Annotated in this window: 17 protein-coding genes and 1 pseudogene; 11 read left to right on the top strand and 7 right to left on the bottom strand. The window is 70.0% G+C overall.

All coding sequences use genetic code 11. The features are described from left to right. Positions 1-23: 23 nt before the first annotated feature. The gene (locus AB0I69_RS08905) at positions 24-998 is read left to right on the top strand and encodes a cytochrome c oxidase assembly protein (RefSeq protein WP_363094869.1); all 975 of its coding nucleotides are present in this window, start codon (positions 24-26) and stop codon (positions 996-998) included. Positions 999-1,017: 19 nt separating this feature from the next. Here the strand turns inward: AB0I69_RS08905 and AB0I69_RS08900 are convergent, their stop codons facing one another. After that, entirely contained in the window at positions 1,018-1,617 is a 600-nt protein-coding gene (locus AB0I69_RS08900) for a TetR/AcrR family transcriptional regulator (protein WP_363094868.1), read from the bottom strand. Positions 1,618-1,712: 95 nt separating this feature from the next. On the opposite strand from AB0I69_RS08900, the gene AB0I69_RS08895 reads away from it, so the two are divergent. Continuing rightward, on the top strand, positions 1,713-2,516 hold the full coding sequence (locus AB0I69_RS08895; RefSeq protein ID WP_363094867.1) for an NAD(P)H-binding protein: 804 nt from the start codon (positions 1,713-1,715) through the stop codon (positions 2,514-2,516). Continuing rightward, positions 2,483-3,385 carry a haloalkane dehalogenase gene (locus AB0I69_RS08890; protein ID WP_363094866.1) on the top strand — a complete coding sequence of 301 codons (903 nt, stop codon included), beginning with the start codon at positions 2,483-2,485 and terminating at the stop codon, positions 3,383-3,385. Before AB0I69_RS08895 ends, AB0I69_RS08890 begins: the two co-directional genes overlap by 34 nt. Positions 3,386-3,409: 24 nt before the next feature. Here AB0I69_RS08890 and AB0I69_RS08885 read toward each other — a convergent pair whose 3' ends face one another. The 4 genes from AB0I69_RS08885 to AB0I69_RS08870 form a co-directional block, all read right to left on the bottom strand. Further along, entirely contained in the window at positions 3,410-5,185 is a 1,776-nt protein-coding gene (locus AB0I69_RS08885; RefSeq protein WP_363094865.1) for a copper resistance protein CopC, read from the bottom strand. 147 nt (positions 5,186-5,332) lie between these two features. Beyond that, entirely contained in the window at positions 5,333-6,106 is a 774-nt protein-coding gene (locus AB0I69_RS08880; protein ID WP_363094864.1) for an SDR family NAD(P)-dependent oxidoreductase, read from the bottom strand. Then, positions 6,103-6,576: a cupin domain-containing protein gene (locus AB0I69_RS08875; protein WP_363094863.1), complete on the bottom strand. Its 474-nt coding sequence runs from the start codon at positions 6,574-6,576 to the stop codon at positions 6,103-6,105. The genes AB0I69_RS08880 and AB0I69_RS08875 overlap by 4 nt, the downstream gene beginning before the upstream one ends. 9 nt (positions 6,577-6,585) lie before the next feature. Continuing rightward, on the bottom strand, positions 6,586-7,473 hold the full coding sequence (locus AB0I69_RS08870) for a GNAT family N-acetyltransferase (protein ID WP_363094862.1): 888 nt from the start codon (positions 7,471-7,473) through the stop codon (positions 6,586-6,588). 21 nt (positions 7,474-7,494) lie between these two features. Here AB0I69_RS08870 and AB0I69_RS08865 point away from each other — a divergent pair, with 21 nt between their 5' ends. The 3 genes and pseudogenes from AB0I69_RS08865 (at position 7,495) to AB0I69_RS08855 (ending at position 8,305) form a co-directional block, all read left to right on the top strand. Next, on the top strand, positions 7,495-7,620 hold the full coding sequence (locus AB0I69_RS08865; protein ID WP_363095047.1) for a hypothetical protein: 126 nt from the start codon (positions 7,495-7,497) through the stop codon (positions 7,618-7,620). Beyond that, positions 7,581-7,753: pseudogene (locus AB0I69_RS08860) on the top strand (SIP domain-containing protein); the annotation flags it as partial. The gene AB0I69_RS08865 and the pseudogene AB0I69_RS08860, both read left to right, overlap by 40 nt. A gap of 51 nt (positions 7,754-7,804) precedes the next feature. After that, on the top strand, positions 7,805-8,305 hold the full coding sequence (locus tag AB0I69_RS08855) for a DinB family protein (protein WP_363094861.1): 501 nt from the start codon (positions 7,805-7,807) through the stop codon (positions 8,303-8,305). A 158-nt stretch (positions 8,306-8,463) separates the two neighbouring features. Here AB0I69_RS08855 and AB0I69_RS08850 read toward each other — a convergent pair whose 3' ends face one another. Both AB0I69_RS08850 and AB0I69_RS08845 read right to left on the bottom strand, forming a co-directional pair. Further along, positions 8,464-8,682: a DUF397 domain-containing protein gene (locus AB0I69_RS08850; protein WP_363094860.1), complete on the bottom strand. Its 219-nt coding sequence runs from the start codon at positions 8,680-8,682 to the stop codon at positions 8,464-8,466. After that, positions 8,679-9,548, bottom strand: coding sequence for a helix-turn-helix transcriptional regulator (locus AB0I69_RS08845; RefSeq protein WP_363094859.1), 870 nt, complete (start codon positions 9,546-9,548; stop codon positions 8,679-8,681). The genes AB0I69_RS08850 and AB0I69_RS08845 overlap by 4 nt, the downstream gene beginning before the upstream one ends. Positions 9,549-9,806: 258 nt before the next feature. On the opposite strand from AB0I69_RS08845, the gene AB0I69_RS08840 reads away from it, so the two are divergent. The 5 genes from AB0I69_RS08840 (at position 9,807) to AB0I69_RS08820 (ending at position 12,566) form a co-directional block, all read left to right on the top strand. Next, entirely contained in the window at positions 9,807-10,154 is a 348-nt protein-coding gene (locus tag AB0I69_RS08840; protein ID WP_363094858.1) for an ATP-binding protein, read from the top strand. Then, on the top strand, positions 10,144-10,755 hold the full coding sequence (locus AB0I69_RS08835) for an ATP-binding protein (RefSeq protein ID WP_363094857.1): 612 nt from the start codon (positions 10,144-10,146) through the stop codon (positions 10,753-10,755). The genes AB0I69_RS08840 and AB0I69_RS08835 overlap by 11 nt, the downstream gene beginning before the upstream one ends. Before the next feature lie 64 nt (positions 10,756-10,819). After that, a complete protein-coding gene (locus AB0I69_RS08830; RefSeq protein WP_363094856.1) occupies positions 10,820-11,416 on the top strand; it encodes an HhH-GPD-type base excision DNA repair protein in 597 nt (198 codons plus the stop codon). A 64-nt stretch (positions 11,417-11,480) separates the two neighbouring features. Continuing rightward, a complete protein-coding gene (locus tag AB0I69_RS08825; protein ID WP_363094855.1) occupies positions 11,481-12,143 on the top strand; it encodes an HdeD family acid-resistance protein in 663 nt (220 codons plus the stop codon). 90 nt (positions 12,144-12,233) lie between these two features. Then, entirely contained in the window at positions 12,234-12,566 is a 333-nt protein-coding gene (locus tag AB0I69_RS08820) for a hypothetical protein (protein ID WP_363094854.1), read from the top strand. The last annotated feature ends 52 nt before the right edge of the window (positions 12,567-12,618 follow it).

Below are 12,618 nucleotides of genomic sequence, written 5' to 3'. Positions count from 1 at the left end.
ACCGGCCGTGGAGGTAAATGGCGATGGAGAACTTGCCACAGCTCACCGTGGGACGGCTGTTCTCCTCCTGGCAGGCGGACGTCCCCGCGCTGCTGCTCGTCGTGCTCCTCGGCGGCCTGTACGGCTGGGGCGTGCTGCGGCTGAGGCGTCGCGGCGAGGCCTGGCCGGTGGCGCGGACCGTCGCGTTCGCGCTGTTCGGGCTCGGCACGCTCGTGGTCGCCACGATGTCCGCGCTGGCCGTGTACGACCGGGTGCTGTTCTGGCCGGCCGCCGTCCAGAACGTCCTCCTGGACCTGATCGCCCCGCTCGGCCTGGCTCTGGGCGATCCGCTGCGGCTGGCCCTGCGCGCCCTGCCCGAACGCGCCGCCGCACGCGCGCAGGGCGCGTTGACCGGCCGACTGGTACGGCTGTTCACCTTCCCGCTGGTCAGCACGGCCCTGGTCCTCACGACAGAGCTGACGATCTACTTCACGCCGTACTTCGAGACGGCCCTGGCGAACAACTGGCTGCACCAGCTGATGTATCTCCAACTGCTGCTCGCCGGGAGCCTGTTCGTCCTGCCGGTGCTCACCCGTGAGGAGGCGCTGCCCGCCTGGTGCACGCATCCGGTGCGGGCGGCGCTGGTGTTCGTCGACGGGATCATCGACGCGGTGCCGGGCATCGTGGTGATGACCCACGGCACGCTCATCGCCGGGGCCTGGTACCTGAAGCACTCCCCGTCCTGGGCGCCGGACGTCCAGCACGACCAACAGCTCGGCGGCGGCGCGATGGTCGGCATCGCCGAGCTGGTCGCCCTCCCCTTCCTCCTCGCGATCCTGGTCCAGTGGGCCCGCACCGAACGCGCCGAGACCGTCGCGCTGGACCGGCGCCTGGACGCGGAACTGGTCCGGGCGGAGCCCGCGGAGGCGACGGCATCGGCCGAGGGGCCGGACCTCGTACGCCCCTGGTGGGAGACCGAGAACAGCGAGGTCGCACAGCGCATCCGGGGACAGCGGTAGGCACTCCTCACACCGCTCCTCACACCACGGTCAGTTCGTCCAACTCCCTTATGAGCCGGGCCCCTTCACGCGTCATGATCTCCGGGTCGCGCAGGGCGTTCGAGAGCAACGACATGCCCTGATAGGCGGCGACGAGGGTGAGGGCGAGCCCCTCGGGATCAGCCGCGCCGAGCTGCCGGTACTGCTGCTCCACCCAGTCCACCAACCGCCGTATGACCTGGCCCGCGGCGAGATCGAGGCCGCCCTCGTAGCGCTTGTCCAGCTCTACGGCGAGGGTGCCCATGGGGCAGCCGTGGCGGGCAGCCATGTCCTTCTGCTCGACCCAGCCGCCGATGAGGGCCCTGAGGCGCTCGCGCGGGTCGGGGAGCTGGTCGAGCCGGGCGGTCAGGGTCTCCAGGCCGGTGGTGTGCTCGGAGAGGGCCGCCTCGATCAGCTCGTCCTTGGTCTTGAAGTAGTAGTACACGTTGCCCGTCGGGACGTCGGCGGCGCGGGCGATGTCGGCGATGGTCGTGCGCTCCACGCCATGCTCGTGCAGGACCCGGGCGGTGGCGGTGGTCAGACGCTGCCGTTTGCCGACGGCGGTGGGCCGGGCGGGCCGGGAACCTTTTGAGTCAGTCACCTCACTGACTATAGACAACGGGCGGGTTGATCGTGCTAGCGTCTTCCCCACGGAGTTAGTCAGCCAACTAACTCACACATGACGGGGGTAGCGACATGATCGTGGTGACGGGTGCGACCGGGAACGTGGGGCGGGCGCTGGTGCGGATCCTCACGGAGGACCAGGTGCCGGTGACGGCGGTGGCCCGGCACATCAGCGGGCCGGGGACGGTGGCCGCCGACCTGGCCGAACCGGAGACTCTGCGGGGCGCGTTCGAGGGCGCCGAGGCACTGTTCCTGCTGATGGCGGGCGAGCGGCCGTACGACGTCCTGGACACGGCCAAGGCGGCCGGTGTCCGCAAGGTGGTGCTGGTGTCCTCGCAGGGGGCGGGGACCCGGCCCGAGGTGTATACGGAACCGCGTCGGTTCGAGGCGGCCGTGAAGGAGTCGGGGCTCGACTGGACGATCCTGCGGCCGGGCGGGCTGGACAGCAACGCGTTCGCCTGGGCCGAGTCGATCCGCGCGCGGCGCACGGCGGCGGCACCCTTCGGTGACGTGGGCCTGCCGTTCGTGGACCCCGACGACGTGGCGGCGGTCGCCGCCGCTGTGCTGCGCGACGAGACGCACGCGGGCGCGACCTACACCCTGACCGGTCCGGCGCCGACGACACCCCGCGCGCGGGCGGCGGCGATAGCGGCGGCACTGGGCGAGCCGGTGACCTTCACGGAGCAGTCCCGCGAGGAGGCGCATGAGCTGATGGCACGGTTCATGCCGCTGCCCCTGGTCGAGGGCACGTTGAGCATCCTGGGCACACCGACCGAGGAGGAGCGGCGGGTGAGCCCCGATGTGGAGCGAGTGTCGGGGCGGGCGCCGGGGACCTTCGCGGCATGGGCGGCGCGCAACGCGGCGGCCTTCCGGTGACGGCCTCGCGGGTGACTCACGTCCTCGACTCGACCATGACGCACCGGGAGTCGGGCACCGGAGTGCCGATCGTCTTCCTGCACGGCAACCCGACGTCGTCGCACCTGTGGCGGAACGTCCTGCCGGCCATGACGTCCGGACGGCTGCTGGCCCCCGACCTCATCGGCATGGGCGAGTCGGGCAAGCCGGACATCGACTACGACTTCGCCGACCAAGCCAGGTATCTGGACGCCTGGTTCGACGCGCTCGGGCTGCGGGACGTGGTGCTGGTCGGGCACGACTGGGGCGGCGCCCTGGTCTTCGACCTCGCCGCACGCCATCCGCACCGGGTGCGGGGCATCGCGTTCACCGAGACCATCGTCAAGCCGATGACCTGGGAGGAGTTCCCCGAAGGGGGCCGGGAGCTGTTCCGGGCGATCAAGACGGACGGCGTCGGCGAGGCCATGATCCTCGACCAGAACGCCTTCGTCGAACAGGCACTGCCCGCCTCCTCCGCCACCCCGCTCGCCCCGGCCGACCTCGCCGTCTACCGGAAGCCGTACCCGACCCGGGAGAGCCGACGGCCCCTGCTGCGCTGGGCGCGCTCGATGCCGCTGGACGGTGAACCCGCGGACGTCGTGGCCAGGATCGAGGAGTACGACCAGTGGCTGCGGTCCAGCCCGGACGTACCCAAGCTGCTGCTCACGTTCACCCCCGGAGCGGGGACGATGATGACCGCGGACATCGTCGCCTGGTGCGCGGCGAACATCGCCGCCCTGGAGATCGAGCACACGGACGCGGTCGCCGGCCACCACACACCGGAGGACCAGCCCGAGTTGATGGCCGCCGCGATATCGGCCTGGGTGGAGCGGCACGGCCTCCACCGCTGAGCAGCCACGGCCCGCGCACTCCGCCTACCGCGAGATCCGCACGTCCCGCGTCACGCTCACCTGGTCCACGTCCGACGTCCTGACCGTCACCTTCATCGTCCAGGTCCCGGCGATCGGCAGGTTGAGGGTGTTGGTCCCCCAGTAGCCGCCCTCGTCCTTGACGTCGGCGTCGAGCGGGCCGATCTTCTGGGCGGCGAGGGTGAAGGAGAGGCGGAGTTCGGGGACCGTGGCGAAGCCGCCGTCGGGGCCGTAGACGACCGCCTCGACCGAGTTCTGGCCCACGCGTCCGGGGTCGAGGGTGATCTGCACCTTGCCGCCGGCGTTGCCGACGCGGAAGGGGACGGTGGTGACGGAGGCCGCCGGTATGCCGGCCGGTGTCGCCGTCCGTTGTGCGTCCGCCGCCGCCCGGCCCGGGAGGGTGGTGGTCAGGAGCGTCGTGATGACCAACACCGTGACGCCGACAGCGACTTCGCACAGCACCGAACGGCGCAGGCCGCGCCGGTACCGGTCCTGGGAACCGTCACCGGGCTCCGGGGCGCCGTCGCCACCAGTGCCGTCCGGCTCGGAGTCGGGCTCAGGCTCCGAAGGTGCTGTTCCGTCCGCTCCCGTGCGCACCAACTCCGGTACGTGAAGCGGCACTTCCGCGCCCACCAGTCGGCCGGTCCACCGTCGTGACCACCCCGCCGCCGCGAGCAGCAGCACCACCGCGCCGAGCTTCACGAGCAGGATGCGGCCGTAGGACGTCCCGGTCAGCGCGTTCCAGGAGCCGAGGCCGCGCCAGGACTGGTAGACGCCGGTGACGACCAGCACGGTCACCGAGACGAACGCGAGCCGGGAGAAGCGGGCCACGGGAGCCGCGTCCAGGCTCGACGAGCGGTAGAGGACGGTGAGCAGGGCCGTCAGTCCGCCCAGCCACACAGCCATCGCGAGCAGGTGCAGGACCGCCGACGTCATCGCCACCGGCACCTGGATCCCGGCGGACGCGTGCTCCGCCGACGCCCAGGTCAGCGCCAGTCCGACCGCGAGGGCGGCACCCGTCCCCAGGGCCACCCGCCCGGGCCGCTCCCGCCCCCGGAGTCGTAGGAGGAAGACCGCTGTCGCGGCGAGCAGGAGCAGTCGGGCCGCGAGTGCGAGGCCCGGGCGGTTCGTCAGGGTTCTGGGGAGGGCGGAGGGGTCGAAGGCCGTGGCCAGGCCGGTGCCCGCCTCGTAGGGGGCGCGGAGGATCAGGAGGGCGACGGTTGCCGTCAGCAGGGTCCACCAACCCATCAGGATCGGCTTGTTGAGGATCGACGGGTCCGGCGGGCGGCACAGGGTGACGAAGGTGGCCGTGCCGATGAGGAGGGCCGCGGCGATGTAGGCGAAGTAGCGGGCTATGTCGTAGAGGCTGCCGGTCAGCGGGTCCTCGGTCGGGGCCGTGTTGATCGGGGTGGTCGTGGCGGAGGGTTTGCCGATGGAGAAGGTGAAGGCGCCCGAGACCGGGTGGCTGTCGGCCGAGACCACACGCCAGGCGACCGTGAAGGTGCCGGTGCCGAGTTCGGTGGGGAGCGTGACGCTCGCCGTGTCGCCCGCGTCCTTCGCGTGGTGCGCCGCGCTCGTCTTGACCCGCCGGTTGTCGGGGTCGTAGACGCGGAAGGAGTCGTCGAGCAGGGCTACGGACTCGGAGAAGGTGAGGGTGACGGAGCGGGGGGCGGACTTGAGGACGCTTCCGTCGGCGGGGTCGGTGGATTCGAGGGCGGCGTGCGCGGACGCGGTGCCCGCGGTGCCGAGGAGGAGCAGGACCAGCAGGGAGCCCAGCAGCACCAGCCCTTGAATTCCCCGCCGGGCGCCCCGTCCACCGCCTCCGTCGTGTCCAAAACCCTGTCCCTCATTCCGTCGTCGGCGCACGTCATATCTCCGTCTTCGGACTTGCAGGCCTCGGGTTATGTACGGACGTACGGCGCCCGTGACTCACCATGTGGGCCGCGCGGACACTCCACCGTCCACGACCAGGTCGTGCCCGGTGACCCAGGACGCGAGGGAGGACGCCAGGAACACGCACGCGTCGCCCACGTCCTCCGGCCGCCCCAGCCGCCCCGTCGGCGCCGCCGCCCGCCACCTCCGCACTCCGTCCGGCCAGCCCTCCGCCAGCCCCTCCCGGTCGATCAGACCGGGCGAGACCGTGTTGACGCGGATGCCGTACGGGCCGTACTCCAGGGCCGCCGACCGCGCGTGCATGACGACGGCGGCCTTGGACGCGGAGTAGTGCGCGTGGAGCGCGGCGGGGGCGCTCGCCTCGATCGACGCGATATGCGTCACCGTGCCACCGGTACCGTCCCCTTCGCGCATCACCTCGGCCGCCGCCTGCGTGCACGCGAACACGCTCGTCAGGTTGGTGTCGACGACCGCCCGCCAGTCCGCGGCGGTCATCCCGGGAAGGGGCTGCGTCGGCTGTACGCCCGCGCTGTTGACCAGCGCCGTCAGCCGTCCGCCGCTCCACTCGGCCGCCTCGCGGACCAGTCCGCGGCAGGCGTCCTCGTCGGTCAGATCGGCTTGCAGTACGACAGCTCGGGCACCCAACTCCCGTACGCGGGAGGCAACTTCACCGGCCGCCGCCATCGCCGTACGACAGTGGACGACGACCCCCGCCGCCCCCTCCTCCGCGAACCGCAGCGCGATCCCCCGGCCGATGCCGCCACTCGCGCCCGTGACCAGGGCGAACTGGCCCTCCAACAGGCGGCTCATGGGCGGCACAGCCCGGTGATGCGCGCGGCCTCGGACGGGTAGCGGGCGGTCAACTCGCCCGCGTCGCCGTGCTCGTAGCCGTCGTAGGTGAAGCCGGGGGCCATCGTGCAGCCGAAGAACGTCCACGCGCCGCCCGCCGCCACCCGCGCCCCCATCCAGGTGCCGCCGGGAACAGTGAACTGAAGGTGCTGGCCGTGCCGTATGTCCGGGCCGAGGACCAGCGTGCGAGCGGTGCCGTCGGGGGCGAGGAGCAGGAGGTTCAGCGGGTCGCCGAGGTAGAAGTGCCAGACCTCGTCGGCGGGGAGGCGGTGGAGCGCGGAGAAGTCCTCCGCCGTGAGCAGGGCGACGATCGCGGTGCCCTCCGGGCGGCCGTCGGACCGCTCCGGGCCCGCCCAGGTCTGGCGGAACAGGCCGCCCTCGCGCGGGATCGGCTCCAGGTCGTAGTGGGCGACGAGGTCTTCTGGGGTCACTCCGGCAGGCTACGGGAAGGCCACCTCGCGAGGGAGAAACGCCAGTTGGGCGTGCTTTTCCGGCAGGAACACGTCAGGGATGTCGATCTCCGGCAGGACGACCCGCGGGCCCGCCACGAACCCCTGCCGCAGGAAGCGCGCGACGGCCTTCTCGTTGCGCACGTCCGGATCGACCACGATCCGGCGCCGGTCCAGGCCGAGCAGGACGTAGAAGGCGAGAACGCCCATCACCGCCGCCGACCAGCCGGGCCGCCCGCCGTCCGGTCCGGCGGGTGCGAGGAGGAGGTGGATGCCGATGTCGCCGGGTCGTACGTCGTAGCAGTCGCCGACGCGGTCGGCGGCGGGCTCGTAGGTCTGCAGGAGCGCGACCGGTTCGCCGTTCCGGACCACCAGGTAGGCGTGGTGGGTGTCGAGGGTGTCCATGTGGGCGTAGATCTCGGTGACTTGGGCCTGCGTGAGGCCGTTCATGCCCCAGAAGGCGGCCCGTTCCTCGCCGACCCAGCGGTGGATCACCTCGGCGTCGGTCTCCGCGTCCAGGGGGAGGATGTGGACGGTTCCGAAGCCGTCGACGTGTTGCGTGTGGACCGGTTCGCGGGTGGGGACGTCGGGTTCGAGGCGGCTGAAGTCGGTGATCACCGGAACCAGATCTCCCTTGAGCCACAAGGGCAGTTGATCGCGGCGATGCGGTGAACCGGCCACCCCTGACGCCCCCAATGGCACCACCCACAGGCTGTCCTCCCGCCGGGCCAGGTCCCACACGAACCGGGCCGCCGGACCCCGCGCGCTCAGATCGGTGAGGCCGGGCACGGAGGAGGTGCACAGCACGCAGTCGTGGTCGCCGGAGAGCCCCGGTTGTTCGGTGTATGTCGGTCGTTCGGTGTACGTCGTCTCGGTCAACGCCCGCCAGGGAACGAGGCGATGGCTGTCACCCCACGCGCCGACCGGCTCGCCCGCGGCCTCCTCGACCGCCCCTGCACGAGGTCCGCCGCCTCTCCAGGGGCCAACTCGCCGACCGGGTACGCGCGGAACTCCCCGACCTGCTGAAGGACAGCGCCGACCCGTACGTCTGGATCACGTGCGACACGGCTACGACTCGGACCCTGTCGTCGTACGTCCGCCGGGAGTTGGGTGTGCGACGGGAGCGGGTGCAGCGCTGGGGTACTGGCGGGCGACCTGAGCTGTTCGGTTTCCAGGCAGGTGTCGCCATGACTCGATAGCGTCCGTGGACATGGCACCCAACCAGTTCTCGACCTCCACCGAACGGGAAGCCCTCTGCGGCTTTCTCGACAAGCAGCGCGCTGATCTGCTGCGGAAGGTCGAGGGTGTCTCCGACGCGGACGCCCGTAGGACACCGACAGTGAGTTCGCTGTCCTTGACGGGCCTGCTCAAGCACTCCGCGCTCTGGGAGCGCCGGTGGTTCCAGGTCGTCGTCGCGGGGCGAACCCTTCCCGGCGACTGGCCCGAGACGGGGATCCAGGACTGGAGGGACGAGGACTTCCGTGTCGACGAGCGGGACACGGTGAAGCACTGGACGACCTTCTTCGAGGAGCAGGTCGCCGTCTCACGGGAAATCGTCGCAGGCCTGGAGCTGGATGCTCCGTGCAGCCGAGCCGAGCTCGCGGACCGGAATCTGCGCTGGGTCCTCCTCCACATGATCGAGGAAACCGCCCGGCACGCCGGTCACGCGGACATCATCCGCGAGAGCATCGACGGCAGTACTGGCATCTAGCGCTCCGACCGTTCCCCGTTACCTGCTCGCCGCGCACCGGAAGTTGGGTCCAGTCGGGGTTGGCCTTGGTGGTCGACGCCTGCCGCCACTCGTCGAGGCCGGCGAGTTGTTCCGCCGTCGCCTGGTAGACATCCGTCACGCGCGGCCCGTTCCAGTTGTTACGCCTGGCCGAACTCACCAGCGCCGGCGCCCGCTATGAACGCGGCGAACTCCGAGTCCGAGAGCGTCACTATCGGTCCCGCCAGGTCCTTGCTGTCACGGAACGCCCGGCCACCACCAGGCAGAGCGGCAGCCTCAACGCAGTTGCCGTTGTTTCCGGAGTACGACGACTTCACCCACTCCAGTGGGACCGAAGCGGGCTGACTGTTTGACTTCATCGGTGCTGGTCCATTTCGTGAAGGGCGTTTTGAATGAGCGCCCGCGACTTGCTGACGTTGGATGCGGCCATGTTGAGGCGACGGAACAGCGCCGTGTAGGTCTCCACGTCCGCCGCGTCCTCGTAGTAGAGGGTGCTGGTGGGCGACTCCGTGTAAACGACGTCAGTTTCTGCCGAGGTCGGGAAGCTCATGATCACGAAAGGCCCGAAAAGGCAGACATTCATGGGGTCTTCGCGCGGCAGAATCTGCAGCTCGATGTTCTGCTTCCGGCTGTCCGTGAGCAGTGACTCAAGCTGAGCCTTCATCACGTCACGGCCGCCAACCTGATGGTAGAGCACGTTCTCCGCGATGATGACCCACAGTTGCAGCGGGTTTTCCCTGGTCAGGATGGCCTTGCGCTCCCGCCGCACGTCGACCTGGGCCTCCACGTGATCCCCTGTGGCGTCCGACACTTGCAACTGGATCAACGCCTTGGTGTACTCCGGCACTTGCAGCAGCCCGGGCACCAAGTTGGTCTCGACGTTGTACAGCTCCGAGGCGTCCCACTCGACAGCAGCGTAGGCCGCGTATGCCGGGTCGACCACGTTGACGTACCGATTCCACCAGCCCTTCTGCCTGGCCTCGCGTGACAGCTTCTCGATCGCGGCCCGCTCGGTGGGATCGGTGACGTTATAGGCGTCCATCAGGGCGCGAAGGTCGGGCAGGCGGACGCCCGACTGAGAGTTCTCGATCCGGCCGACCTTTGATTCCGCTGAACCAAGCACCTTCGCGGCGTCGGCGTGCGTCAGCCCGGCAGCGTTCCGCAGCTCGCGCAGTGTCCGCGCCAACCGTCGCTGACGGAACGTCGGGTTGTTGTTGATGGGCACCGATCGGCCGCCTCTCCTACGCCTTCTTGCAGGTCAAGTGTGCCGCTCGCGTCACGGTGAGGGCAACAATCATTCAGAGTCGCTCAAAGTAGGTACTTGACACTTTGGGTACTTCACCATGCAGAGTATCTACTATGAAGGTCCGGCTGCTCGCGCAACGCTGGCCTCGCTCATCGCTGCCCACGAACCCGTCCGAGGGGATCAATTGTGGCTGAACCCAGGTCGTTGCAGGCGCGGTACAGGAGATACCGCCCATCCGTGCCAGTCGCCCGCGCCAGGGCAAAGACCCTGGCCGAAGAGTGGGACTTACCGCGATACGTAGCAGACTTCCTAGAGTGGGTAGTCACCGAACTAGTGACCAACGCGGTAATCCATGGCCAAACAATGCGAGGAAGCCGCGTCCTGGTGGCCTACCACTTTGCTGACGATCTCCTCCGCGTCGAAGTCCGCGACGCAGCCGGCGGCATGCCGTGCGTCGGCCGCGGCCGGGGTCTACAGATCGTCGCCGCGCTCGCCGACGACTGGGGCGTCACCCCGAGAGTCATCGGGAAGAGCGTGTGGGCCGAGATCGGCGTTTCCTCGAAGAGGGGTCGGCATGACTGGTGACACGAGGGACGCCGACAACGTGCACCCCATCCCCCTGCTCGCCGCATCCCTCCGCCTGGTGGCCGTACCCACAGCCGTCGCCTGCTCCCGGATGTTCGTACGGCACACCCTGGGCCGCTGGAATCTCCAGGACCAGGAGGAGAACGCCACGCTCATCATGAGCGAACTGGTCACCAACGCCATCAAGACCGGCGGCCTCACCGAACCCGACCCGAAGCCCTGGCAGATCAAGGCCGAGCACGTGATCGCCGTACAACTCCGCGTTCTCGACAGGAGCTTGTTCGTCGAGGCGTGGGACCGGACACCACAGCTGCCCGTACTCCAGCATCCGGGCTTCACTGCCACGAGCGGTCGAGGTCTGCTTCTCGTCGAGTCGCTCGCCAAGCAGTGGGACGTCTACGGCACGCCCGTCGGCGGGAAAGTCGTCTGGGCCGAGTTGCCCCTTGATGTGTCCGTGGAACCGCCCCTCTTCGATCCCCCGCACACACCACTCCGCCTCCCCGACGGCATCCGCGCACCCTGGGGCCCCGTCGAACTCCAGGCACGTCAAGCACTGCTCGACCACCTGCTGGTGACGACGTTGGAGCGGAGGCGAAGGTGACGCCCCGGCGACGAACCCGCCCACCGGCAGGCACCCCCCGCCTGTACGCGCCATCATCGGAGTCATGGACGTCACCCTTCACCTAGCCCAAGACCCCGACGCCGACGAACTCCTCGGCCGCTCCCCGCTCGCCGCGCTGGTCGGGATGCTGCTCGACCAGCAGGTGCCGATGGAGTGGGCGTTCAAGGGGCCGCGCACGATCGCCGACCGGCTCGGCGCCGCCGACCTGGACGCGCACGAGATCGCCGCCCGCGACCCCGAGGCCTTCGCCGCGCTCCTCTCCGAGAAGCCGGCCGTGCACCGCTACCCGGGTTCCATGGCGAAGCGCATCCAGCAGCTGTGCCAGTACCTCGTCGAGCACTACGACGGGGACGCGAGCCGCGTATGGGAAGGCGTCGGCACCGGCGCCGACCTGCTCAAGCGGCTTGAGGAGCTGCCCGGGTTCGGGAAGCAGAAGGCGCAGATCTTCCTCGCCCTGCTCGGCAAGCAGCTCGGGGTCACGCCGAAGGGATGGCGGGAGGCCGCCGGAGCGTACGGCGAAGCGAAGTCCTTCCGGTCCATCGCCGACATCACCGGGCCCGAGTCGCTGACCAAGGTCCGCGCCCACAAGCAGGAGATGAAGGCCGCGGCCAAGGCGGCGAAGGCGGCCGGTACCAAATAGCCCCCCGTCAGCCAGGTGGCCCGCCCCGGTGGCGGGTCCGCCGGCCCCGGTCAAAACATGGACCATGACCGAGGCACCGAGCGGCCCCTCCTGGGGCCCGGAGTTCGACGACCGCCGCGCCCACGACACCCGTGTCCCGCGCGCCCCGCGTGACGAGCAGGAATTCGAAGGGCCCCTCTTCGCCCTCTCCAAAGCCGCCTGGCAGGTCGTCCTGCTCACCGGCGTCGCTTCTCTCATCCTCGGCGTGCTGGTCCTCGTATGGCCCGGCGCGTCCCTCTTCGCGGCCGGCATCCTCTTCGGCATCTACCTCCTGATCAGCGGCGTCTTCCAACTGGTCGCCGCCTTCGGCACCCACCGGGCGACCTCACTGCGCGTGCTGGCGTTCATCAGCGGCGCGCTGTCGATCGTGCTGGGCCTGTTCTGCTTCCGCGGCCCGATGCAGTCGATCCTGCTGCTCGCCCTGTGGATCGGCATCGGCTGGCTGATCCGAGGCATCACCCAGACCCTGGCCGCCGTCCACGACCAGACGATGCCCGCACGCGGCTGGCAGATCTTCCTGGGCATCGTCACGTTCATCGCCGGCATCGTGCTGATCGACTCGCCCTTCCGCTCGGTCGCCGTCCTCACCCTCGTCTGCGGCATCTGGCTGGTCGCGGTCGGCGTCGTCGAGATCATCACGGCGATCCGGATGAAGGGCCGCGCCGACCGAGTACCCCAGGCCCTGTGACGCTCGTTGGTAGGCCGTGCGGGCGGTTTACGCGCCCGCCGCGATGAACGCCGTACGGCCGCTGGGAGATGACCTTCCATGAGCACGAGGGTGAGCAGCACACGAAGCCTCCCCCGCAGCCGCACCTGGCTGCGGGCGCTCGTGCTGCTGCTCGCCCTGCTCGTCCCGGGCACCCACGCCGCCGAGGTGCGCGCGACACCCGTCGCGTCGTCCGCCGAGTCGACCGTCGAGTACGACGTCCTCGACACGGCGGCTGCTGCCCTACGACCCGCCTCCCTCGCGGTCCACCGACCCACCGCGCCGCTACGACCCGCGCCCGCTCCGAGCCCGGCGTCCCCCGATCCCCAGAGCCGCGCCCTCCCCGCGCCGCCCCGGCCGCCGCACACCCTGCGCGCCCTGCGCACCGTGGTCCTGCGCTGCTGACGGACCGACCGTCCCCCGAGGTCAACCCGTCACCGCGACGCTAGGAACACAG

This window comes from Streptomyces sp. NPDC050508, from assembly GCF_040655155.1.
Taxonomy (GTDB): Bacteria; Actinomycetota; Actinomycetes; order Streptomycetales; family Streptomycetaceae; genus Streptomyces.
The sequence above is the reverse complement of the archived record's forward strand: the minus strand, read 5'-3'. Positions and strand labels throughout refer to the sequence as shown.